This is a genomic window from Blastococcus sp. SYSU DS0539 (genome assembly GCF_054050855.1).
Window position 1 is genome coordinate 302,109 of record NZ_JBJHAF010000003.1, and the last position, 22,635, is coordinate 324,743.

The 22,635-nt window shown below is 73.7% G+C and carries 21 protein-coding genes; 5 read left to right on the forward strand and 16 right to left on the reverse strand.

Annotated features, from left to right (window positions below; translation table 11 throughout):
• Positions 1–168: 168 nt before the first annotated feature.
• Genes ACI790_RS05720 through ACI790_RS05735 form a run of 4 tightly spaced genes read right to left on the reverse strand, consistent with a single transcriptional unit; the run spans position 169 to position 3,649 of the window.
• Entirely contained in the window at positions 169–1,023 is an 855-nt protein-coding gene (locus tag ACI790_RS05720; RefSeq protein WP_456568821.1) for an ABC transporter ATP-binding protein, read from the reverse strand.
• A gap of 24 nt (positions 1,024–1,047) precedes the next feature.
• The gene (locus tag ACI790_RS05725; protein ID WP_456568822.1) at positions 1,048–1,821 is read right to left on the reverse strand and encodes an ABC transporter permease; all 774 of its coding nucleotides are present in this window, start codon (positions 1,819–1,821) and stop codon (positions 1,048–1,050) included.
• Positions 1,818–2,669 carry an ABC transporter permease gene (locus ACI790_RS05730; RefSeq protein WP_456568823.1) on the reverse strand — a complete coding sequence of 284 codons (852 nt, stop codon included), beginning with the start codon at positions 2,667–2,669 and terminating at the stop codon, positions 1,818–1,820. Before ACI790_RS05730 ends, ACI790_RS05725 begins: the two co-directional genes overlap by 4 nt.
• Complete coding sequence (locus ACI790_RS05735) at positions 2,666–3,649, reverse strand: ABC transporter substrate-binding protein (protein ID WP_456568824.1); 984 nt, start codon at positions 3,647–3,649, stop codon at positions 2,666–2,668. Before ACI790_RS05735 ends, ACI790_RS05730 begins: the two co-directional genes overlap by 4 nt.
• A gap of 197 nt (positions 3,650–3,846) precedes the next feature.
• Between ACI790_RS05735 and ACI790_RS05740 the strand changes: the two genes are divergently transcribed.
• The gene (locus tag ACI790_RS05740; RefSeq protein ID WP_456568825.1) at positions 3,847–4,650 is read left to right on the forward strand and encodes an IclR family transcriptional regulator domain-containing protein; all 804 of its coding nucleotides are present in this window, start codon (positions 3,847–3,849) and stop codon (positions 4,648–4,650) included.
• Positions 4,647–5,849 (forward strand): MFS transporter, encoded by a 1,203-nt coding sequence (locus ACI790_RS05745; protein ID WP_456568826.1) that lies wholly within the window; start codon positions 4,647–4,649, stop codon positions 5,847–5,849. The genes ACI790_RS05740 and ACI790_RS05745 overlap by 4 nt, the downstream gene beginning before the upstream one ends.
• Positions 5,850–5,936: 87 nt before the next feature.
• Here the strand turns inward: ACI790_RS05745 and ACI790_RS05750 are convergent, their stop codons facing one another.
• The 5 genes from ACI790_RS05750 to ACI790_RS05770 are packed head-to-tail and all read right to left on the reverse strand — an operon-like array spanning position 5,937 to position 11,461.
• Positions 5,937–6,974, reverse strand: a complete 1,038-nt coding sequence (locus tag ACI790_RS05750) for an ABC transporter ATP-binding protein (protein ID WP_456568827.1) — start codon at positions 6,972–6,974, stop codon at positions 5,937–5,939.
• Positions 6,971–8,047: an ABC transporter ATP-binding protein gene (locus tag ACI790_RS05755; RefSeq protein ID WP_456568828.1), complete on the reverse strand. Its 1,077-nt coding sequence runs from the start codon at positions 8,045–8,047 to the stop codon at positions 6,971–6,973. The genes ACI790_RS05750 and ACI790_RS05755 overlap by 4 nt, the downstream gene beginning before the upstream one ends.
• Positions 8,044–8,997 carry an ABC transporter permease gene (locus tag ACI790_RS05760; protein ID WP_456568829.1) on the reverse strand — a complete coding sequence of 318 codons (954 nt, stop codon included), beginning with the start codon at positions 8,995–8,997 and terminating at the stop codon, positions 8,044–8,046. The genes ACI790_RS05755 and ACI790_RS05760 overlap by 4 nt, the downstream gene beginning before the upstream one ends.
• On the reverse strand, positions 8,994–9,935 hold the full coding sequence (locus ACI790_RS05765) for an ABC transporter permease (RefSeq protein WP_456568917.1): 942 nt from the start codon (positions 9,933–9,935) through the stop codon (positions 8,994–8,996). Before ACI790_RS05765 ends, ACI790_RS05760 begins: the two co-directional genes overlap by 4 nt.
• Positions 9,932–11,461 (reverse strand): ABC transporter substrate-binding protein, encoded by a 1,530-nt coding sequence (locus ACI790_RS05770; protein ID WP_456568830.1) that lies wholly within the window; start codon positions 11,459–11,461, stop codon positions 9,932–9,934. Before ACI790_RS05770 ends, ACI790_RS05765 begins: the two co-directional genes overlap by 4 nt.
• Positions 11,462–11,590: 129 nt before the next feature.
• Between ACI790_RS05770 and ACI790_RS05775 the strand changes: the two genes are divergently transcribed.
• Positions 11,591–11,743, forward strand: coding sequence for a hypothetical protein (locus tag ACI790_RS05775; protein ID WP_456568831.1), 153 nt, complete (start codon positions 11,591–11,593; stop codon positions 11,741–11,743).
• 80 nt (positions 11,744–11,823) lie between these two features.
• On the opposite strand, the gene ACI790_RS05780 is transcribed toward ACI790_RS05775, so the two are convergent.
• The 6 genes from ACI790_RS05780 to ACI790_RS05805 all read right to left on the reverse strand — a co-directional run bounded on the left by ACI790_RS05780 (position 11,824) and on the right by ACI790_RS05805 (position 16,838).
• On the reverse strand, positions 11,824–11,982 hold the full coding sequence (locus ACI790_RS05780; RefSeq protein ID WP_456568832.1) for a hypothetical protein: 159 nt from the start codon (positions 11,980–11,982) through the stop codon (positions 11,824–11,826).
• 101 nt (positions 11,983–12,083) lie between these two features.
• A complete protein-coding gene (locus ACI790_RS05785; RefSeq protein ID WP_456568833.1) occupies positions 12,084–12,533 on the reverse strand; it encodes a class E sortase in 450 nt (149 codons plus the stop codon).
• On the reverse strand, positions 12,467–13,198 hold the full coding sequence (locus ACI790_RS05790; protein WP_456568834.1) for an acyl-CoA dehydrogenase family protein: 732 nt from the start codon (positions 13,196–13,198) through the stop codon (positions 12,467–12,469). Before ACI790_RS05790 ends, ACI790_RS05785 begins: the two co-directional genes overlap by 67 nt.
• A gap of 21 nt (positions 13,199–13,219) precedes the next feature.
• A complete protein-coding gene (locus ACI790_RS05795; protein ID WP_456568835.1) occupies positions 13,220–14,089 on the reverse strand; it encodes a MaoC family dehydratase in 870 nt (289 codons plus the stop codon).
• Positions 14,089–15,459, reverse strand: a complete 1,371-nt coding sequence (locus tag ACI790_RS05800; protein WP_456568836.1) for a 3-oxoacyl-ACP reductase — start codon at positions 15,457–15,459, stop codon at positions 14,089–14,091. Before ACI790_RS05800 ends, ACI790_RS05795 begins: the two co-directional genes overlap by 1 nt.
• A gap of 80 nt (positions 15,460–15,539) precedes the next feature.
• Entirely contained in the window at positions 15,540–16,838 is a 1,299-nt protein-coding gene (locus tag ACI790_RS05805) for an acetyl-CoA C-acetyltransferase (RefSeq protein WP_456568837.1), read from the reverse strand.
• Between the two features lie 61 nt (positions 16,839–16,899).
• On the opposite strand from ACI790_RS05805, the gene ACI790_RS05810 reads away from it, so the two are divergent.
• Both ACI790_RS05810 and ACI790_RS05815 read left to right on the forward strand, forming a co-directional pair.
• The gene (locus tag ACI790_RS05810; protein WP_456568838.1) at positions 16,900–17,667 is read left to right on the forward strand and encodes a TetR family transcriptional regulator; all 768 of its coding nucleotides are present in this window, start codon (positions 16,900–16,902) and stop codon (positions 17,665–17,667) included.
• Positions 17,664–19,724: an acyl-CoA dehydrogenase family protein gene (locus ACI790_RS05815; RefSeq protein WP_456568839.1), complete on the forward strand. Its 2,061-nt coding sequence runs from the start codon at positions 17,664–17,666 to the stop codon at positions 19,722–19,724. Before ACI790_RS05810 ends, ACI790_RS05815 begins: the two co-directional genes overlap by 4 nt.
• Positions 19,725–19,874: 150 nt before the next feature.
• Here ACI790_RS05815 and ACI790_RS05820 read toward each other — a convergent pair whose 3' ends face one another.
• Complete coding sequence (locus ACI790_RS05820; protein ID WP_456568840.1) at positions 19,875–22,631, reverse strand: SpoIIE family protein phosphatase; 2,757 nt, start codon at positions 22,629–22,631, stop codon at positions 19,875–19,877.
• Between the last annotated feature and the right edge of the window lie 4 nt (positions 22,632–22,635).

Genomic DNA, 22,635 nt, shown 5'->3' on the forward strand with positions numbered 1-22,635 from the left:
GCCGCCACCCGCATCGGTCGAGGCGCCCGCCCAGGCCGAGCGCGCCAACCGCTGAGCCGGCGAGAGACGGCGAACGGGGCCCCGGCACAGCTGCCGGGGCCCCGTTTCACGTCTCCCGGGCCGGGAGCCCACAGCCCGATTCCACGGAAAGCAGGCGCTGGACCTGGGTCAGGATCCCGAGTGGTCGGGCGCCGCGGGCGCGGGACCGGACACGGGGCCGGCCGCCACCGGCTGCGAGGCGTCCGTGGCGGTCGCCTGCTCGTCCTTGGCGCGGTGGATCTGCTCGTAGACGCGCGCCCGCAGCTCGGCGAACCGCGGCGAGGAGCGGGTGGTCAGCTGGTCGCGCTCGTCGGGCAGGTCGATCGCCAGGTCGTCGCGGATGACCGTCGGCGAGTTGGACAGGATCAGCACCCGCTGCCCGAGGTAGACCGCTTCGTCGATGTCGTGGGTGACGAACAGCGTGGTCACCTGAAACTTGTGCCACAGGTCGCGGATGAGGTCCTCGAGGTCGGCGCGGGTCTGCGCGTCGACGGCGGCGAACGGCTCGTCCATGAGCAGCACGTGCGGCTCGTAGGCGACCGCGCGGGCGATCGCGACGCGCTGCTGCATGCCGCCGGAGAGCTGCCACGGGTAGGCCGCGTGCGCCTCCGCCAGCCCGACGGCGGCCAGCGACTCCTCCACCAGCTCCGTCCGCCGGGCGGCGGGCAGCTTCTTCTGCTTGAGCGGCAGCTCGACGTTCTCGCGGACGGTCATCCACGGGAAGAGGCTGCGCCCGTACTCCTGGAAGACCACGGCCATGCCCGGCGGCGGGCCGTGCACGCGGGTGCCCTCGAGCAGCACCTCGCCCTCGGTCGGGTCCAGCAGACCCGACATGATCTTCAGCAGCGTGGTCTTGCCGCAGCCCGAGGGGCCGACCAGGCAGGCGAGCTCGCCGGCCCGCAGGGTGAACGTCAGGTCGCGGACGGCCTCGACCGTGCGGTCCTTGCTCTCGTAGACCTTCTTGATGCCGCGGACGTCGAGCATGGGAACCCTTCGCAGGATGTGAGGTCAGGAGGAGCGCTGCGCGCGGCGCAGGCCGTGGTACCACGCGAGCTGCCGGCTCTCGACCAGGCGGAACAGCAGCGACAGCAGGAAGCCGAGCAGGCCCAGCATGAGCATGCCCGCCCAGGTCTCCGGGATCGCGAAGCTGCGCTGCGCCTGGACGACCGCGTAGCCCAGCCCGTTCTGCGCGGCGAAGAGCTCGCTGATGACCATGAGGATGATCGCGACCGACAGGCCCTGGCGGAGCCCGGCGAAGATCTGCGGGCTCGCACTGGGCAGCACGAGGCGCCGCAGCCGCGACCAGCCGTGGAGTCCGTAGACGCGACCGGTGTCGCTGAGCACCTCGTCGACGGCGCGCACGCCCTCGACCGTGTTGAGCAGGATGGGCCACATGCAGCCGAAGGCGATGACGACGATCTTCATGCCGTCGCCGAGGCCGAACAGCAGGATGAAGATCGGCACGAGCACCGGCGGCGGGATGGCCCGGAAGAACTCGAAGACCGGCTCGGTCAGCGCCCGCACCGTGCGGGAGGTGCCGATGAGCACCCCGAGGGCCAGGGACACCACGACGGCGAGCGCGTAGCCGGCGGCCAGCCGGTAGAGGCTGGGCCAGACGTCGGCGGCCAGCCGGGGACCGAACCACTCCTCGACCAGGCTGTCGAGGATCTCCGACAGCGGCGGGAAGAAGAAGCTGGTGCTGCCGGCGCTGGCGAACCACCAGGCGGCGAGCAAGATCACCGGCAGGCCGAGGGTCATCGCGACCCGGCGGAGCACGCTCACGCCGCCACCTCCGCCCGCTGGGACGGGTGCCACGACAGCGCCCGCCGCTCGACGGCCCGGAAGGTCAGGTTGACGATCACGCCGAGGACGCCGGTGGTCACGACGATCGCGTACGCGGCCACGACCGCGCCGCTGCTCTGTGCCGTCGCGAGCAACTGGCCCAGGCCCGGCGTGCCGATGACCAGCTCGGCGGTGACCGCCAGGATCAGCGCGACGGCGGCGCCCAGGCGCAGCCCGGTCATCACGTAGGGCAGCGCGGTGGGCCAGGTGACGTGGCGGACGCGAGCCCAGGGGCCCAGCCCGTAGGCGCGCGCGGTGTCCTGCGCGACCGGGTCGACGTCCTGCACGCCGTAGAGGACCTGGATGAGGATCTGCCAGAAGGCCGCGTAGACGACCAGGAGCAGCTCGCTCTCCAGGTCGTTGCCGTACAGCAGGACGGCGATCGGGATGAGCGCCACCGACGGGATCGGGCGCAGGAACTCGATGGTGGAGGCGGTGAACTCCCGGGCGAACCGGAAGGTGCCGAGGAGCAGCCCCAGCAGCACGCCGGCCACCGCGGCGATGGCCAGGCCGATCGCCCAGCCCTTCAGGGTCTCGAGGACGGCGGTCCAGAACTCGGGGCGGCCGAACTGGGCGACCAGCTCCGCGCCGATCTCCGACGACGGCGGGAACCAGCGCCGCGGGACCAGCCCGATCCGCGGCGCCACCTCGACCAGCACGACCAGCGCGACCAGGCCGAGCAGGCCCAGCGCCCAGGCCGGGACCGGCCGCCGCCGGCCCGCTCGCGGGGAGCGGGCCGGCGGGGCGGCGGGATCGGCCGACGCCCGGGTGGCGGTCGACCCGGTCACGGCAGCAGGGCGTCCAGGTCCGGAGCCTCGTCGAGCAGCCCGTCCTCGACCGCGAGGTCGGAGAGGGTCTGCACCGAGTCGCGGTTCACCTCGGCCGGCCAGGCCGGCAGCGTCATCGCCTCGGCGATGGCCGGGTCGATCTGGGTGTACTCACCGAGGATCTCGCGGACGGCGTCCGGGTTCTCCTGCGCGTACTCCAGCGACTGCGCCATCGCGTCGCTGAAGCACTGGACGGCCTCGGGGTTCTCCTGGGCGTACTGCTCGCTGGTGAAGTACGCGGCCACGGTGAGGTCGTCGGCGGTGTCCACGAAGTTCGACGTGACGACCTGCGCGCCCTCGTCGGTGGCCAGGGCCAGGAACGGCTCCACCACCCAGGCGGCGTCGACGTTGCCCTGCTCGAGGGCGGCCGGCATCTCCGGGAACGGCAGCTCCACGAACTGGACGCTGTCCGGGTCGCCACCGGCGGCCCGCACCGACTCGCGCACCGTCGTCGTCCCGATGTTGTTCAGCGTGTTGACCGCCACCGTCCGCCCGGCGAGGTCGGCGGCGCCGGTGATGCCGCTGTCCGGGGTGGTGACGACGGCGCCGAAGTCCGCGCCCTGCTCACCGGTCGAGGCGACACCGTTCGCGACGACCCGCAGCGGCAGACCCTCGCTGGCGGCGAGCAGCAGCGAGGTGATGTTGCTGAAGCCGAACTGCGACTGGCCGCTGACGACCGCCGGGACGATGGCGGCGCCGCCCTGGCCGGTCTCCAGCGTGAGGTCCAGGCCGCAGTCCTCGAAGAAGCCCTGCTGGTCGCCCAGGTAGATCGGTGCGACGTCGACGATGGGGATGACCCCGACCGAGACCTCCTGCACCGCGCCGCCCTCCCCGCCAGCGCTACCGTCACCGGAGGCGGCGCCCGGCTCCTCGTCGGAGCCGCCGCAGGCGGCGACCAGCATCAGGGGCGCGGTGACGAGCGCGGCCACGGTGCGGCGCATGGGTTCTCCCTCGATCGACGGTCCGACTCGGCATTGTTCGCTATGCGAACAACTGTGTGCTGTACGAACGCTGGCACGTGGTCGCCGTCACGTCAATCCCGTCGTGACCCGACCGTCATCTGTACGCATGCCGCACCGGCGTGCGTGAGGCGCACCGTATGGTGGCGTCGCTTCCCCACTGCGGACAGGAGTGTGTCGTGACATCCGTGCCCGAGGAGTCTCCGGCGCCGGTCCGCGACGGCACGTTCGTGCAGTCCCTCGACCGCGGTCTCGCGGTCATCCGGGCCTTCGACGCCGAGCACCCGCGGCTCCAGCTCAGCGAGGTCGCCCGCGCGACCGGGCTCACCCGCGCGGCCGCACGCCGCTTCCTGCTCACCCTCGTCCAGCTCGGCTACGTCCGCGCGGACGGCCGGGAGTTCTCCCTGCGGCCCCGGGTGCTGGAGCTCGGCTACTCCTACCTGTCGGGGCTCACCCTGCCGGAGGTGGCCCAACCACACCTGGAGACCCTGGTCGGCCGGGTCGAGGAGTCGTCGTCGCTGTCGGTCCTCGACGGCGACGACGTCGTCTACGTGGCCCGGGTGCACACCAAGCGGATCATGACCGTGCTGATCACCGTCGGAACCCGGTTCCCCGCCTACGCCACCTCGATGGGCCGTGTCCTGCTCGCCGGCCTCCCCGATGCCGAGCTCGACGTCTACCTCGAGCGGGCCGGGCTGGCGCCGCTGACCGCCCGCACCGTCACCGACGCCGCCGAGCTGCGGCGCATGCTCCTCGCCGTGCGCGAGCGGGGCTACGCGATGGTCGACCAGGAGCTGGAGGAGGGCCTGCGCTCGGCCGCCGCACCGGTCCGCGACCGCTCCGGCGCCGTCGTCGCCGCCGTGAACCTCTCGGTCAGCGCCAGCCGCACCTCGCTCGAGCAGCTGGAGCACGACTACGTGCCCCCGCTCCTGGAGACGGCCGCGCAGATCGAGCAGGACCTCGGCCGCCGCGCACGGTCGTGACCACCACCGACCGGAGGCAGCGGAGCGCCTGGCGGCTCGTGCTGCCCGCCCTCGCCCTCGTCCTGGTGGCGCTCTGCCTGCGCGCGCCGTTCGCCGCGGTGGGGCCGCTGCTCGCCGAGCTCGGCGACGAGCTCGCGCTCTCCACCGGGGCGCTCGCCGTCGTCACCGCCCTGCCGCTGGTCTGCTTCGGGCTGGTCTCGCCGTTCGCCCCGGCCCTCGCCACGCGCGTCGGCCTGCACCGCGCCGTGCTGGTCGGCGTCGTGCTACTGGCGGTGGGCGTCCTGCTGCGCCTGGCCGCCGCGCCCGGGCTCTACGTCGGCACCGTGCTGCTCACCGGCGGCATCGCGATCGCCAACGTCCTGCTGCCCGCGGTGGCACGGGCGGAGTACGGCGCCCGCAGCGCGATCGTCGTCGGGATGATCGTCGCCTCCATGGCGGGATCGGCCGCCATCGGCGCCGGGCTGGCGCAGCCGCTGGCCACCACCGCCGGTAGCGCCGTGATCGGCCTGCTGCTGTGGGGCGTGCCGGTGCTGGTCGCCCTGCTCGCGGTGGCCGCCCTGGCCCGCGCGCGGCGCGACGTCCCGCCCCCGCCGCCCGCCCCCGGCGGTGCCCGCACCGCGGTCCTGCGCGACCGCGTGGCGCTGGCCGTGACGCTCTTCTTCGGCCTCCAGTCGCTGTCGTTCTACACGATGCTCACCTGGCTGGCCGACATCCTCGAGGCCGAGGCCGGCGTCTCCGCCGTCGCCGCCGGCGGGCTGCTGGCGCTGGCGGCCGGGCTCGGCATCCCCGCGTCCCTGGTCGTCCCCCCGCTGGCGGCGCGCCGCCCCGGCCAGGGCGGGTGGGTGCTCGTCGGCACCCTGCCGGTCCTCGCCGGGATCACCGGCCTGCTGGTCGCCCCAGCAGCGGCCCCCCTGCTCTGGACGCTGCTCTACGGCATCGGCACCGGCGTGGCGTTCCCCCTCGCCATGACGCTCATCCTGCAGCGCACCCGGGACGCCGCCCAGACCGGGCGGCTCTCCGCCGCGGCGCAGAGCGTGGGCTACCTGGTGGCCGCCACCGGTCCGCTCGGCGTCGGGCTGCTGCACGAGGCCACCGGCGGATGGCGGCCCGGGCTGCTGCTGCTCCTGGTGGTCGTGGCTGCGCAGCTGGCCGTGGGGCTCGCCGCCGCCCGCCCCCGCCTGGTCGGCGGAGCCGTCTGACCTCCCGCCCGACGGTGTGCGCCGAGGCGGGCTCCGGCGCACCGGAACCCCGCACCGGCGCACACCACCGGGGCTGCTCCGTGCGGGTCAGGGGTCGGCGGTGACGCCCTCGGGGGCCGCCGTGGCCGGGGTCCCGACGACGCCGTGCAGGTGGCAGGCGGCCAGCTGACCCGGCGCGCCGGCCGGTTGCAGCGCCGGGTCGACGTCGTCGCACGGCTCGAACACGTACGGGCAGCGGGTGCGGAAGCGGCAGCCGCTGGGGACGGCGGACGGCGAGGGGACGTCGCCGGTCAGCACGATCCGCTGCCGCGCCCGCTCCTGCGCCGGGTGCGGCACCGGGACCGCCGACAGCAGCGCCTGCGTGTAGGGCATCTCCGGGGCGCTGCCCACGGCCGCCGCCGGCCCGACCTCCACGACCCGGCCCAGGTACATGACGGCGATCCGGTCGGAGATGTGCCGGACGGCGGAGAGGTCGTGGGAGATGAACAGCAGCGTCAGGCCCAGCTGCCGCTGGAGCCGGCGCAGCAGGTTGAGCACCTGGGCCTGCACGCTCACGTCCAGGGAGGCGATCGCCTCGTCGCAGACGAGGAAGTCCGGCTCCCCCGCCAGCGCCCGCGCGATGCCGACGCGCTGCCGCTGGCCGCCGGAGAACTCGTGCGGGTAGCGGCCGGCCACCGCCGGGTCCAGGCCGACCAGCTCCAGCAGCTCGCCCACCCGCGCCGCGCGCTCGCGCTTGCCCGACCGCAGGCCGTGCACCTCCAGCGGCTCGCTGACCGTCTGGGCCACGGTGCGGCGCGGGTCGAGGGAGGCGAACGGGTCCTGGAACACCATCCCGGCCCGGCGGCGCATCTCCTTGAGCCCGCGGCGGTCCAGCGAGGTCACGTCGGTGCCGTCGAACGTGATCGTGCCCCCGGTCGGTGGCACCAGGCGCAGCAGCGCGTTGCCGAGCGTGGACTTCCCGCAGCCGGACTCGCCGACCAGGCCGAGCGTCTCGCCGCGCAGGATGTCGAGGTCGACGCCGTCCACGGCCCGCAGCACGCCCTCCGGCGTCCGCCGCAGACCACCGCCCCCGACGGGGAAGTGCACCTCCAGCCCGCGGGCGGAGACCAGCACGTCGTCGCTCATCCGCGGCTCCCCCCGTCCATGCCCTCGGTGCACCACGTCGCCGCGCGGTGCGGGAGGCCCGCGCCGTTCCCCGCGTACGCGGCGGACGCGGTGGCGCCCCCCGGGCCGCCGACCGCGGCGCGGGACACGATCGCCAGCGGTGGCTGCTCGGTCTCGCACCGCGGATCGGCGCGCACCGGGCACCGCGGCCAGAAGACGCAGCCGGGCGGCAGGTCGGTGGGCGGCGGCGGCAGCCCCGGGACGGTGGTCAGCTCGGGCACCTCGCCGTCGGGCCCCACCGGGGCGGCCAGATCGGGCAGCGAGCCCAGCAGGCCCCGGGTGTACGGGTGCGCCGGGTGCTCGAGGACGTCGTCGACCGTGCCGTCCTCCACGCAGCGCCCGCCGTACATGACCAGCACCCGGTCGGCGATCCCGGCGACGACGCCGAGGTCGTGGGTGATCCAGATGACGCCGGTACCGTGCTCGTCCTGCAGCTTCTCGATCAGGTCGATGATCTGCGCCTGGACGGTGACGTCCAGCGCCGTCGTCGCCTCGTCGGCGATCAGCAGCGACGGCGAGTTCGACAGCGCGATCGCGATGACGACCCGCTGGCGCATGCCGCCCGACAGCTCGTGCGGGTAGCGGTCCAGCGCCCGCTCGGGATCGGGCAGCCCCACCTCGCGCAGCAGCTCGGCCGCCCGGTCGCGGGCGGCGGCCTTGGAGACGTCGCCGTGCGCCCGGATGCCCTCGACCAGCTGCCGGCCGATGGTCAGCACCGGGTTCAGCGACGTCATCGGGTCCTGGAACACCATGCCGGCGCCCGGTCCGCGCACCTGCCGCAGCCGGTCGGGCGACATGGTCAGCAGGTCCTCGCCCTGCAGCACCGCCCGGCCGGTCACCGTCGCCACCCCGCTGGGCAGCAGGCCCAGCAGGGCGAGCACCGAGACGCTCTTGCCGCTGCCGGACTCCCCGACGACGGCGACCGTCTCCCCCGGGCCGACGGTGTAGCTCAGCCCGTTGACGACGTCGGCCGGCCCGCGCGGGGTGCGCAGCCGCACCCGCAGGTCCTCGACCTCCAGCACCGGCTCGGTCACTTCCCACCCCCGGCCATGAGGGTGCGCTGGCGGGGGTCGAGCGCGTCGCGGAGCCCGTCGCCGAGCAGGTTGAAGCAGAGCACGGTCAGGAAGATCGCCATCCCCGGGAAGAACGCCAGCCACCAGGCCAGCTGGATGTACCCGCGCCCCTCGGCGAGCATCAGCCCCCACGAGGGGTCGGGCGGCTGGGTGCCCAGCCCGAGGAACGACAGCGCCGCCTCGGCCAGCACGGCGAACGCCAGGCTGATCGAGGTCTGCACGATGATCGGGGGCGCGGCGTTCGGGAGGATGTGGCGGGTCAGGATCCGCCAGTCCGAGGCGCCGACCGACCGGGACGCCCGCACGTACACCTCCTCCCGCACACCCAGCACGCTGGCGCGGGTGATGCGGGCGAAGATCGGCGTGTAGACGATGCCGATGGCCAGCGCGGTGTTGCCGGACCCGGGCCCCCGGACGGCGAGGACGGCGATCGCCAGCAGCACCGCGGGGAAGGCGAAGAGCATGTCCATGAACCGCATGAGGACGTCGTCGACCCACTTGCCGTAGTAGCCGGCGAGCAGGCCGATCATCGTGCCGACGACCAACGCGAAGCCGACGGCCAGGAAGCCGACCCGCAGCGACACCGAGGCGCCGAGGATGACCCGGCTGAGGATGTCCCGGCCGAGGTCGTCGGTGCCGAACGGGTGTTCCCAGCTCGGCGACTGCAGCCGGTCGGCCACCTCGATGTCGTTGGCCCCCTCGGGGGCGATGGCGTCGTCGAAGATCGCCACGACCACGATCAGCAGCAGGAGCACCGACGCGATGGCCGCGGTGGGGTTGTGCGCCAGCAGGCTGAGCGTCTCCCGCCAGCGCGGGCGGGCCGGCCGGAGCGTGGCGACCGGGGACGTGCCCGGCGACCCCGCCGGGGTGTCCGGGGAGTTGCCGGGTTCGGGAACGGGCGCTCCGGTCATCGGCGGATGCGGGGGTCGATGGCGGTGTAGAGCAGGTCGACGACCAGGTTGATCACCAGGAAGACGACGGCGAACAGCAGGATCGCGCCCTGCAGAACCGGGTAGTCGCGGGCCTGGACCGCCTGCAGCGCGAGCTGCCCCAGGCCCGGCCAGGAGAAGACGATCTCCACGACCACGACGCCGGAGAGCAGGTAGGCCAGTTGCACGCCGGTGACCGTGACCAGCGGCAGCAGGGCGTTGCGCAGCACGTGCCAGGTGAACACCTGCCGCGTGGGCAGCCCCTTGGCCTGCGCCGTCCGCACGTGGTCCGAGCCCAGCGCCTCGAGCATGCTGGACCGCACGAACCGGGTGATGACCGAGCCGGACACCACCCCGGTCACCACCGCCGGCATGATCAGGCGCTGGAGCCACGCACCCGGGTCCTCGCTGATCGGCACGTAGCCGCCCGAGGGCAGCCAGCCCAGCGTCCCGGCGAAGACCAGGATGAGCACGATGCCCATCCAGAAGTCGGGCACCGAGATGCCGAACTGGCTGATCACCGTGGCGACGCGGTCGATGATCGACCGAGGCCGCAGCGCCGAGACGGTGCCCAGCGGGATCGCGATGACCAGCGCGACGAGGATCGAGGCGAACGCCAGCGTGAGCGTGGCCGGGAGCCGCTCGGCGATCTGCGAGGTCACCGTCTCGCCGCTGCGGAAGCTGACCCCCAGGTCGCCGGTGAGCGCCCGGCCGAACCAGGTGAAGAACTGCTCGACCAGCGGCTGGTCCAGCCCCGACCGCTCGCGCAGGGCGTCGTAGCTCTCCTGGGAGAACCGGGTGCCCAGGGCGAGCCGCACCGGATCGCCCGGTACGAGGTGCACCAGGGCGAACACGATGACGCTCACGCCGGCGAGGACGACCGCGGACTGGCCGACCCGCCGCAGCAGGTAACCGGTCAGCTCAGCTCCACGTCCTCGAAGTTGATCGCCTTGTCGGCCCGGATCGTGTAGCCGGTCAGCCCGGGCGCCCAGGCCTGCACCACGTTCGGGTTGTAGAGGTACAGGTAGGACACGTCGTCGACGATCATCCGCACCGCCTCGTCGTAGAGCTCCTTGCGGGTGTCGCGGTCGGTCTCGCTGGAGGCCGCCTGCAGGAGCCGGTCGACCTCCGGGTTGCTGTAGCCCTGGTAGTTGTTCACCCCGTCGGTGATGTGCTGGGAGTGGTAGTAGTCGAACGGGTCCAGGTTGCCCAGCCAGCCGAGCATGAAGGCGTCGAAGTCACCCTGCGCCTGCCGGTCCAGCCAGGTCGCGAAGTCCACCGTCTGGACGTCGACGTCGATCCCGATCGGCTCGAGCTGGCTGGCGATGACCTGGGCGGCGGTCACCGTCTCGGGGAACTCGTCGGTGACCATCAGCCCCATCGTGATCGGGGTCTGCACCCCGGCCTCCTGCAGCAGCGCCCGGGCCTCCTCGACGTTCGGCTCGAACGGCGCGTAGTCCGAGGCGAAGAAGTTGCCTTCGGGGATGGCCGTCTGGTTGGCCTGCGCCGCCCCGAAGCGAGCCGCCTCGGTGACCGCATCGCGGTCGATCGCCGTCGCGATCGCCTGGCGCACCTGCGGGTTGGCGAACGTCTCCCGGTCGAAGTTCATCGACAGGTACCAGTAGTCGACGCTCGGAATGCTCTGCAGCTCGACGTCCTGGTTGCCCTGCAGGGCCTCGATCTGCTGCGGCGGCACGTTGTCGGTCCACTGCACCTCGCCGTTCTGCAGCGCGGTGAGCGCCGCCGCCGGCTCGGTGATGTAGCGGAACTCGACGCCGCCGAGCTCCGGCGTACCACCCCAGTAGTCCTCGTAGGCGGCCAGCTGCGTGCTGCTGGCGTCGAAGCTCTCCAGCGTGAAGGGGCCGGTGCCCACCGCCTCGGTCTTGAGGTCGTACTCCTCCGCCGCTCCCTCGGGCAGGATCGCCATGCCCTTGAAGCCACCGATGAGCGCCGGCAGGTTGGGCGTGGGCTGGGAGACCGTGATCTCCACCGTCTGCGGGTCGACCGCCTCCACCGACTCGACGTTCTCGAACCGGTAGGCGTTCTGCAGCTCCTCGTCGATGATCCGGTTGTAGGAGTAGACGACGTCGGCGGCGTCGAACTCGCTGCCGTCGTGGAACGTGACGCCCTCGCGCAGGGTGAACGTCCAGGTGAGCCCGTCCTCGCTGGTCTCCCACGATTCCGCCAGGCTCGGCTCCATCGTGAGGTCGTCGGGGTTCGGGACGACCAGGGTGTCGTAGACGTTCTCCAGCACCTGGAAGCTCGGGTAGGCGCTGGTGGCGTGCGGGTCCAGCTGGTCGGGCTGCGCGCCGACCGCGGCGACGAGGGTGTTGTCCCGGCCCCCGCCGCCACCGCCGCCGGTGTCGACCCTCTCGCCACCGCCGCTGCACGCCGTGAGGGTCAGCGCACCGACGGCGCCGAGGGACAGGAGTCGGGTGGTGCGCACGGGAACCTCCGGGGTCGGGGCAGGTCGTCCGCCTCCGACCATCGCCCTGTTCCCGCAGGTCGGCCACCCGGGGCCCGGCGATCGTTGCCTCATCGAGACCCAACCCCGTCCGCGCCGGCGCACCGCGTCGTGCGCGGGACATCCGACGCCGCCGCGCGGGCGGCGGTCGACGCGGCCGCCGCCGGGACCGGGCTGGTCGCCGACGACGTCGTGCGGTTCGGTGCCGATCGCGTGCTGACGCCGTCCTCGGCGCCCTTCCGGGGTGAGCCTGCCGCCGAGTGAGCAGTTGTGGTCGCCGACCTGGCGGGACACGCCGCCCCGGGCGACTCCAGGCGCCCACTCGGCCGGGACCACCGGCGGCGTCAGCCGTCGACGGTGACGTCGTCGAAGGGCAGGTGCGGCTCCACCCACGGGAAGACGACGAACAGCAGCAGGGCGCAGACGGCGAGCACGAGCACCAGCGACTGCAGCGCCTTGAGGCCGCTGCCGCCGGGCAGCTGCCGCCAGATCCAGCCGTACACAGGTCCTCCGGGGAGTTCGGGTCAGCTCTCGCGCAGCGCCGGCGGACCGTCGGGCATCCCGGCCTTCGGGATGCCGGCGCCGTCGAGCTCGGCGTGCACGATCAGCCGCTGCCGCGCGGAGAAGCGCGATGGCAGGTGGTGAGGGTCAGGTACGAGCCGGTCGGCCCGGCCGCCGCCTGGTTCGGCGTGGGCGCGATGACCGAGACGTCGGCGGGGCTGACGATCTGCCGGCCCGGGATGCCGCTGGGATCGGTGGTGAGGTCGCCGGTCGCCCGGTCGCCGAGCACCCGGTAGACGAACCAGGTGTCGGCGGTCTCCACGACGATCGGGTCGCCGGGCTGCATCAGGTCCAGCTCCAGGAACGGCGAGCCCTTGCCCACCCGATGGCCGGCCAGCGCCACGTTGCCCGGCTCCCCGGGCATCGCCGTCCCCGCGTAGTGGCCGGGGCCCTGCGAGAGCTCCCCCTCGGTGGTCCCCTCGAGGATCACGCGGGCGTAGTCCTCGCCCAGCCGCGGGATGCGCAGGACGCCGAAGGCGTCCCCGATCTCCACCTGCACCAGCCCGGCCTCGGGGGCGCCGGACTCCCACCGCTCGTGCAGGTCGGCTTGAGGAACTTCTGCCCCTGGGCGATGCCCGGGGTGCCCGGCGGGACGACGAAGCTGGCGTGCCCGCGGGCCTTGAGCTCCGGGTCGACGACGGCGTTCACCACGTGGATGTCGGCGATGCCGCCGTTGGTGGCCCAGGTCTTGGTGCCGGTGAGCACCCACTCGTCGGTCTTCTCGTCGTAGACGGCGCGGGTGCGCATCGCGCCGACGTCGGACCCGGCGTCGGGCTCCGACGAGCAGAACGCCGCCACCTTCGGTTCGTCCTCGGTGCCGAACATCGCCGGGATCCACTGCCCGACCTGCTCGTCGGTGCCGTTCGCCCGCACCGACGCCGCCGCCAGGGTGGTGCCGACGATCGCCAGCCCGATCCCGGCGTCACCCCAGAACAGCTCCTCCATGGTGAGCGGGATGCCGAGGCCGGACTCGTCGAACCACTGGGTGGCGAAGAAGTCGAGCGAGTACAGCCCGATCTTCGCCGCCTCCTGCAGGACCTCCCACGGGAACGTCTCCCGCTCGTCGTACTCGGCCGCGGCCGGGCGCACGACGTTCGCGGCGAACTCGTGCACCCACTTCTGCAGCTCGAGCTGGTCCTCGGTGAGGTCGAACGACACGGGTATGGCGGTGGACTTCCTTTATCGAAGGGGGCGGATCGTCGCGACGAGGTGCTCGGTGCCGCTCGTCGCGTTGCGAACGGCGGCGTCCCAGCCGCCCCCGGCCTGCGCCGTCGACAGGGTGACCGTCGACGGCAGGAACAGCGGCTTGCGGAAACCGACGTCCACGGTGAGCGCGTCGGGCAGCCGGTTGACCAGCGCCGCCAGCACGCGGGCCTTGACCCACATGCCGTGCGCGATCGCCCGCTTGAAGCCGAACGCCTTCGCGGCCAGCCCCGACAGGTGGATCGGGTTCACGTCGCCGGAGACCGTGGCGTAGCGCCGGCCGGCGTCGCCGGGGATCCGCCAGGTGGCGGCCACCCCCACATCCCCGACGGCAACCGTCACATCGGAATCCGGCGCACCCGCGGGCGCGGTCGCGCCGCGCCCCAGGTACGTGGAGCGGCCGCGCCAGACCTCCGCACCGCCGGCGGACACCGAGGCGCACAGGTCGACGGTCGCCCCGCGTGGATGGGTGGCGAACCGCTCGGCCCACACCTCGAGGTCGAGCGCCTCGTCGGTGCGTACCGGGCGGAGCACGTCGATCCGGTTGCGCACGTGCACCAGGCCCGGCAGCGCCAGCGGGAAGGCGCGGTCGCTCATCAGCGCGAGCTGCAGCGGGAAGGTGAGCATGTGCGGGTAGGTCGCCGGCAGCGAGTCGGCGAGCGGGAACCGGCAGACGCGGGCGTACTCGGCCAGGTTCGCGGGATCCACGGTCACGCCGGTGCGGGCCAGCCGGGTGCCGGGGAGGTCGCCGCCCCGGCCGCGCGCGGTGAGCGCGGCCCGGGCGAACAGCGCCGCCATGTTCGGCGACTCCTCCAGCACCCTGGCGTTCGGGGACGGGGTGATCATCAGGCCCCCAGCATCGACTGGCCGCAGACCCGCACGGTCTGCCCGTTGACCCCGGCGCTGCCCGGCTGCGCGAGCCAGGCGATCGTCTCGGCGACGTCGACCGGCAGCCCGCCCTGCTGCAGCGAGTTGATCCGCGACCCGATCTCCCGGGTGCCGAAGGGCATCTTCGCCGTCATCTCGGTGACGATGAAGCCCGGGGCGACGGCGTTGATCGTGGCGCCGCGGCCGGCGAACTCCGGTGCCCAGGCCCGCACCATGCCGATGACGCCGGCCTTGCTCGCCGCGTAGTTGGTCTGGCCGCGGTTGCCCGCGATGCCCGACTGCGAGGAGACGCAGACGATGCGGGCGCCGGGCCTCAGCACGCCCTCGGCGTCCAGCAGCGCCTGGGTGATGTCGAGCTGCGCCTGCAGGTTCACCGCCATGACGCTGTTCCAGCGGGCGGCGTCCATGTTGACCAGCAGCTTGTCGCGGGTGATCCCGGCGTTGTGCACGACGATGTCCACTCCAGGTCCTACGCCCGCGTGATGCCGCTCCCGCAGGTGTTCCACCAGCCGCTGCGAGGCGTCGTCGGCGGTGATGTCGAGCTGGAGCGCCGTCCCGCCGATCCCGTTCGCCACCTCGGCCAGCTTGTCGCCGGCGGCGAGGATGTCGACGGCGACGACGTGCGCGCCGTCCCGGGCCATGACCTTCGCGATCGCCGCGCCGATGCCGCGGGCCGCCCCGGTGACGACGGCGACCTTGCCGGCCAGCGGCTTCTCGCCGTCCTCGCCGGTGGGCACGTCGGCCGCCGACAGGGTGAGCAGCTGCCCGTCGACGTAGGCCGACCGGCCGGAGAGGAAGAACCGCAGCGGGCTGCCCAGCGACCCCTCGGCGCCCTCCGGCACGTAGACCGCGTTCGCCGTCGATCCGTTCAGCAGCTCCTTCGCGATGGAGCGGACCAGTCCGTCCACCGCCTGCCGCGCCGCGGCCTGCGCCGGGGAGTCGGCGTCCGACGGGGGATCGGCGAGGACCAGCACCCGCCCGGAGGCGCGCAGCCGCTTGATCGCCGGCGCCAGGAAGTCGTGCGCGGCGGCGAGGTCGCCCGGCGAGGTGAGCCCGGTGGCGTCGAGGACGACGGCGCCCAGCTTCTCGCCGCCGGTCCCGCCGTCGGCCGCCACCGGCGACTGCACGGTCACCCCGGCGTCCCGGAGGATCGCCCTGACCGCGTCGCGCAGCCGGCCGGCGCCGGCCGAGCCGACCACCACCGGCCCCGGCAGCAGCGGCTCCCCGGGCTCGTAGCGGCGCAGCTCGACCGGGCGCGGGAGGCCCAGCTGCTTGGTGATCGTGGTGCCGAAGCCGGAGTTCGCGAAGTTCGTGTACCAGTCAGCCACTGGGTGTTCTTCCTTCCGAGGGACCGAGCTTTTCCGCGGAAACCCAGGGGAGGGTTTCCGCGGAAAAGCTGGGGAGGTGGTCAGGACTCGAGGATGGCGACGACGCCCTGGCCGCCGGCGGCGCAAATGGAGATCAGGCCCCGCTTGCCCGGGCCCGCCTCGTGCAGCATCTTCGCCAGCGACGCCACGATCCGGCCGCCGGTCGCGGCGAACGGGTGGCCGGCCGCCAGCGACGAGCCGTGGACGTTGAGCCTGGACCGGTCGATGGCCCCCAGCGGGGCGTCGAGGCCCAGCTTCTCCTTGCAGAACGCCGGGTCCTCCCAGGCCTTCATCGTCGCGAGCACCGTGGAGGCGAACGCCTCGTGGATCTCGTAGAAGTCGAAGTCCTGCAGGGTGAGGCCGTTGCGGGCCAGCATCACCGGCACCGCGTAGACCGGCGCCATGAGCAGGCCCTCGCCGCCGTGCACGTAGTCGACGGCGGCGGTCTGCGCGTCGACCAGGTGGGCCAGCACCGGCAGCCCCTTGGCCTCGGCCCACTCGTCGGAGGCGAGCAGCACCGCGGAGGCGCCGTCGGTGAGCGGGGTCGAGTTGCCCGCCGTCATCGTGGCGTCCGGGTCGCCCTTGCCGAAGACCGGCGTGAGCTTCGCCAGCTTCTCGACGCTGGAGTCGGGGCGCAGGTTGTTGTCGCGGGCCAGTCCGAGGAACGGCGTCACCAGGTCGTCGAAAAAGCCGCGGTCGTAGGCGGCCGCCATGTTCCGGTGCGAGCGGACGGCGAGCTCGTCCTGCTCGTCGCGGCCGATCTGCCACTCCTTGGCGGTGATCGCCGCGTGGTCGCCCATCGCCAGGCCGGTGCGCGGCTCGGCGTTGCGCGGGATCTCCGGGGCGATCATGCCCGGGCGGATCCTCGCCAGCGCCTTGAGCCGGTCCTGCACCGTCTTGGCGTTGTTGACGGAGAGGAGCACCCGGCGCAGGTCGTCGCTGACGGCGAGGGGGGCGTCGGAGGTGGTGTCGACGCCGCCGGCGATGCCGGACTCGATCTGCCCGAGGGCGATCTTGTTGGCGACGAGCACCGCCGCCTCCAGGCCGGTGCCGCACGCCTGCTGGACGTCGTAGGCCGGCGTGGTGGGCGACAGCTTCGAGCCCAGCACCGCCTCGCGGGTCAGGTTGAAGTCGCGGGCGTGCTTGAGCACGGCGCCGGCGACGACCTCGCCGACCGACTCGCCCTGCAGACCGAACCGGGCGACCAGCCCGTCGAGGGTGGCGGTGAGCATGTCCTGGTTGGACGCCTGGGCGTACGCCGAGTTGGACCGCGCGAACGGGATCCGGTTCCCACCGACGATCGCCGCCTTGCGGGTTGCCGGCTTCGCGTTCTCAGCCATGAGGACCTCCGGGGTCGGGTGCGGTTGGCCGGTACCCACAGTACCCGGTACCGTGGGTTGCATGAAACTCGAGGCGGTGCAGCCCCCGCAGCGGACGCCGGCGGCCGACCGCCCGGTCCCGGCAGCCGAGATCACGCAGGACAGCGGCGGGCGCGAGTCGAGGCGGGGCGCGGCCCGGGCCGCGGGGGCGCGGGACCGGCGCGACTCGCGGTGGGACGAGCACCGCCGCGCCCGCCGGGCCGCGCTGGTCGATGCGGCGGTGGTGGCGGTCGGCAAGCACGGCGCCGGCGTCGGCATGGACGAGATCGCCGCCGAGGCCGGCACCAGCAAGACCGTCGTCTACCGGCACTTCGCCGACCGCAGCGACCTGCACGTCGCCGTCTGCACCCGGGTGGCCGAGCAGCTGCTGCCCGCCCTCCGCGCGGCGATGCGCAGATCCGACCGGCCACGCGACATGCTCGGCGCCGCCATCGAGGCCTACCTGGCCTTCCTCGAGGCCGACCCCGAGCTCTACCGCTTCGTCGTGCACGGCCCGCCGGGCGCGTCCGCGGCGGACGCCGACGACCCGATCACCGGCCTGTCCGACCTCGTCGGCGACCAGGCGGCCGCGCTCCTGGCGCAGGCGCTGGGCGGGACCGGGCGCGATCCGGTCGCCGCCGCGCCCTGGGGCCACGCCGTCGTCGGCCTGGTCCGCGCCGCCGCCGACTGGTGGCTGCGGGCCGGCCGCCCCATGCCGCGCCGGGACCTCGCCGCCCACCTCACCGAACTCGCCTGGGCCGGACTCTCCGGCGTCGTGACCACCGCATCCCGCAAGAAGGAGGAACTGTGACGAGCACCCTGCCCCCCGCGGTCGACCCGGCCGCCCTGCAGGAGGCCCTCGACGGCCGCTGGGCGCACGTGCGCCGCGACGCCCGCGAGAACCTGCACGACCCCGAGATGCTCCCGGTCTACGGGGAGTCGATGCAGGCCGCCCGCGAGCGGGTCACCCGCATGGCGCGGAAGCTCGCCGAGTCCGGCCGCGTCACCCTCGGCTTCCCCAAGGAGTTCGGCGGCGAGGCCGACGCCGGCGGCTCGGTCGTCTCGATCGAGATGCTGGCCTTCACCGACCTGTCGCTGATGGTCAAGGCGGGCGTCCAGTGGGGGCTGTTCGGCGGCGCCGTCCAGCTGCTCGGCACGCGCCGGCACCACGAGGCCTACCTGCGCGACATCATGAGCTTCGACCTGCCCGGCTGCTTCGCCATGACCGAGACCGGCCACGGCTCCGACGTCCAGCAACTGCGCACGACGTGCACCTACGACCCCGCGACGCAGACGTTCGACCTGCACACCCCGCACGAGGCCGCGCGCAAGGACTACATCGGCAACGCCGCCGAGGACGGCCGGATGGCCGTCGTCTTCGCCCAGCTGGTCACCCAGGGCAAGAACCACGGCGTGCACGCCTGGCTGGTGCCGATCCGGGACACCGACGGCGCCCCGATGCCGGGCGTCACCATCGGCGACGACGGCCCCAAGGCCGGGCTGCTCGGCGTCGACAACGGCCGGCTGAGCTTCGACCACGTCAGCGTGCCGCGCGACATGCTGCTCGACCGCTACGGCCAGGTCGCCGAGGACGGCACCTACACCTCGAGCATCGAGAACGAGACCCGCCGCTTCTTCACCATGCTCGGCACGCTCGTGCGCGGCCGGGTCAGCGTCGGCGGCTCGGCGGCGTCGGCCACCAAGCTGGCCCTCGACATCGCCGTCCGGTACGGCAACGTCCGTCGCCAGTTCGCCGCGCCCGGCGAGGAGCGCGAGATCGTCATCAACGACTACCTGGTGCACCAGCGCAAGCTGCTGCCGGCGCTGGCGAGGACCTACGCGCTGCACTTCGCCCAGGGCGAGCTGGTCAGCACCATGCACGACGTGCAGACGGCGGTGCACGAGCACGGGCAGGAGATCGACGAGCAGGCGCAGCGGGAGCTGGAGTCCCGCGCCGCCGGCCTCAAGGTGGCCCAGACCTGGCACGCCACCCGCACCATCCAGATGTGCCGCGAGGCGTGCGGCGGGGCGGGCTACCTGCAGGAGAACCGGCTCCCCCACCTCAAGGCCGACACCGACGTCTTCACCACCTTCGAGGGCGACAACACCGTCCTCCTGCAGCTGGTGGCCAAGGGGCTGCTCACCGGCTACCGCGACAACTTCGGCTCGCTCGACGGCTGGGGGCGGGTCGGCTTCGTGGCCGACATGGTCCGCGAGACGGTGCTGGAGCGGACCGCCGCCCGCGCGCTGATCGCCCGGCTCGTCGACGCCGTCCCGGGTGTGGACGAGGTGCCGATGCTCGAGCGCGGCTGGCAGCTGAAGATGTTCGAGTTCCGCGAGAAGCACGCGCTCGAGGGCGCGATCCGGCGGCTGCGCAAGAACTCCACGACCGAGGGCATGGCGCCGTTCGACATGTTCAACGACGTCCAGGACCACGTGCTGAAGGCGGCGCGGACGCACATCGACCGGATCGTGCTCGAGGCCTTCGTCGAGGGCGTCGACCGCGCCACCGACCCCGACGTCGCGACGCTGCTCGACACGGTCTGCGACCTCTACGCGCTGTCGACGATCGAGGAGGACAAGGCCTGGTTCCTCGAGCACGGGCAGCTCACCCCGGCCCGCGCCAAGACGCTGACGTCGACGGTGAACAGCCTGCTCAAGCAGCTCCGGCCGCACATCACCACGCTGGTCGACGCCTTCGCCATCCCGGCCGACTGGAAGGCCGCGGCGATCCTGGTGGCCGAGCCGGACCGGCAGGCGGCGATGGCCGCCCGCGACGCCGAGCTGCGCGCGCGGAACGGCGGGGACGGGCGGGACGGTGGTCCCGGGGCGACTGCGACCGACATGGACGTCCCGCCCGGTCAGTGACGCGGGGCTGTTCCGCGCACGGTCCGGCTCTGCCCACTCCGGCTGGGCAGGGTCGGACTGCGTCCGGAGGGCTGCCGGAGGTGTCCCCGGAGCAGCGGGAGCGGTGCCGCCCCGAGCGGACCGTCGTGCGGCGCCCCGGACGGTCCGGCGTCAGTCCGCGGGCACCAGCCGGACGGCGAGGACGGCGACGTCGTCCTCCGCATCGGGGAGGATCATCCGCTCGAGCACGCGGTCGCACACCTGGTCCAGCGGCAGCCCGTCGCACTCGCCGAGCACCTCGAGCAGCTGCTCGGTGCCGGCGTCGATGTCGCGGTCGCGCCGCTCCACCAGCCCGTCGGTGTAGAGCAGCACCGTCGAGCCCGGGGCGAGGACGGCCACGTGGTCCTCGCGCACCGTCTCGGGGGCGACCCCCAGCAGCAGGTCGGCCTGCTTGCCGTCGAGCAGCACCACGCTGCCGTCGGAGGCCAGCAGCGCCGGCGGCGGGTGCCCGGCGTTGGCCCAGCGCAGCCGCATCCGGCCGCCCCCGTCGCCGGGCTCCGGCTCGAGGTGGGCGACCAGGGCGGTGGCCATGGTGTCCAGCGCCAGGCCCTGGACGGCGCGGTCGAGCTCGCTGAGCACCTCCGCCGGGGAGCCGCCGCTGGAATAGCTGATCCCGCGCAGCAGGCCGCGGACCTGGCCCATCGCCGCGGCCGCGCGGGTGTCGTGGCCGACGACGTCGCCGATCGCGAGCACCGTCGTCCCGCCCCGCTGCAGGAACGCGTCGTACCAGTCGCCACCGATCTCGGCGCCCTCGGCGGCCGGCACGTACCGGACGACGATCTCGCAGTTCTCCGGCTGCGGCGGCTCGGTCAGCATGCTCCGCTGCAGGGCGTCGGCGAGGTCGCGCTGCTGGCTGTAGAGCCGCGCCTGGTGCAGCGCCAGGCCGGCCCGCCGGCCGATCTCCACGGCGGTGTCCACCTCGGCCTCGCCCAGCGGCCCCCGCTCCTCGCGGGTGAACAGGCCGAGGGCGCCCAGCCCCTGGCCGCGCGCGACGAGCGGCACGACGACGCCGGAGGCGGCACCGAGCCGGGCGAACAGCTCCCGGGTGGCGGGGTCGGGCAGCGCCCGGGTCACGTGCTCCCAGTCGATGACCGGCAGCAGCATCGACCGGCCGGTGGCCGTGACCTGCCGCGCGGCCGAGTCCTCGGTCATCACCGCGACCATCGCGCGGACGAACGCCTCGAGCTCCTCCTGCCGCGACGGGTCCCGGTGGCTGCTGGCCACCCCGTGCAGCCGGCCCTGCTCGTCGGTGACCACGATCCAGCACCAGTCGGCGAGCTCGGGCACGACCAGCTGCGCCAGCTGGCCGATCTGCTGGTCGATGTCCAGCGTGCCCGAGAGCACCCGGCCGGCCTCGGCGAGCAGCCGCAGGCGCTGGTTGGCCTGGGCCATGGCCGCCACCGCGGCGGCGCGCTCGGCGTCGGCCTGCAGCCGCGAGACGCTCAGCGCGATCTGCGCGGCCAGCGCCTCCAGCACCTCGACGTCGTCGCCGGCGAGCTCGGTGACGGTGGTCCAGACGGCCAGGAACGCGCCCAGCACCCGCCCCTCGACCCGCAGCGGCAGCGCGGCCACCGCCCGCAGGCCCAGCAGGTCGGCGATCGGGGCGAGCGCGGGGAACCGGCTCACCGCCTCGGCGTGGTCCGCGAGCAGCAGCCGGCGCCCGTGGCGGGCCACGTGCTGGGCCGGCAGCGCGTCGTCCATCGGCAGCACGTGACCGTCGGTCAGGGCGACGTCCGGATGCCCGTCCCGGACCGCCGCCAGCAGGTTGCCGGTCATGTGCAGGCGCAGCGGGCCGCCGGGCGAGTCGAAGATGGCCAGGGCGCTGGACTGGGCGCCGAGCACCTGGGCCCCGCGCAGCACCACGTCGGCGAGCTGGTCCAGCCGGGCGGCGTTGGCCAGCTCGGCCGCCACCTCGGCGATGGCCGCCGCGCGCTGCACCGCGGAGAGCCGCTGCTGGGCCTGCCCGCGGGCGTCGGTGACGTCCAGCACCGTGCCGAGGACGCGGGCCGGCTCGCCCGAGGCATCGGTCACCACCCGGCCCCGGGCCAGCACCCAGCGGACGACGCCGTCGAGCCGGTTCACCCGGAACTCGACCGTGTAGTCGACGCGGTCCTCGACGGCGACCCGCATCGCCTCCTCGATGGCGGCGTGGTCGTCGGGGTGCACGTGCTCGGTCAGCACGACGTCCAGGGAGTCGAGGTCGACCGCGGCGTCCAGACCGAACAGCGCCGCGCACCGCTCGTCCCAGTGGATCGTCCCGGTGCGCAGGTCGCGCTCCCAGATGCCGACCGAACCGGCCTCCAGGGCCACCTCCAGCCACGCCCGGGAGGTCCCGACCGCCGACTGCGCGGCGGAGAGCTCCAGCTCGGCGACGACGGAGGCGGCCAGTTGCTCGAGGAGCTCGACGGCGTCGTCGGACCAGTCCCGGGGCGCGGGGTCGTAGACGGCCAGCGCCCCCACCACCTGACCCGAGGCGGCCGACAGCGGCGCTCCCAGGTAGGACTGCACCTGCCCCGAGGTCACGGCCGGCAGCGCGGCCACCCGCTCGTCGCCTGTGGCAGCGGCGATACACAGCGGGCCGGCCTCGCGCACGACGATCGCCGACAGGGCGCCGGTCAGCAGCGCCGGGCCGCCCACCACCCCGGCCGGCAGCCCGTACCCGCCGACGACGACGTCGTGGTCGGTGAAGAGGGTGACCTTGGCGTGTCCGGCGCCCAGCAGCCGGGCGGCGAGGGCCGAGAGGCGGTCGAAGGCTGCCGGGCCGCGGACCTCCAGCAGCAGCCGCCGCGCCGCGGCGATCCGCAGCGGATCGGTCAGCGGATCGGTCCCCGGCGAGCCCGCGGGGACGGTGGAGGCACTCGTGGCCACGCGC

Excerpts from the sequence above, each read along its gene's own strand:
- ACI790_RS05720 (WP_456568821.1), bottom strand. The coding sequence starts at position 1,023 with ATGCTCGACGTCCGCGGCATCAAGAAGGTCTACGAGAGCAAGGACCGC.
- ACI790_RS05735 (WP_456568824.1), bottom strand. The coding sequence starts at position 3,649 with ATGCGCCGCACCGTGGCCGCGCTCGTCACCGCGCCCCTGATGCTGGTC.
- ACI790_RS05750 (WP_456568827.1), bottom strand. The coding sequence starts at position 6,974 with ATGAGCGACGACGTGCTGGTCTCCGCCCGCGGGCTGGAGGTGCACTTC.
- ACI790_RS05760 (WP_456568829.1), bottom strand. The coding sequence starts at position 8,997 with ATGACCGGAGCGCCCGTTCCCGAACCCGGCAACTCCCCGGACACCCCG.
- ACI790_RS05795 (WP_456568835.1), bottom strand. The coding sequence starts at position 14,089 with ATGATCACCCCGTCCCCGAACGCCAGGGTGCTGGAGGAGTCGCCGAAC.
- ACI790_RS05805 (WP_456568837.1), bottom strand. The coding sequence starts at position 16,838 with ATGGCTGAGAACGCGAAGCCGGCAACCCGCAAGGCGGCGATCGTCGGT.
- ACI790_RS05810 (WP_456568838.1), top strand. The coding sequence starts at position 16,900 with ATGAAACTCGAGGCGGTGCAGCCCCCGCAGCGGACGCCGGCGGCCGAC.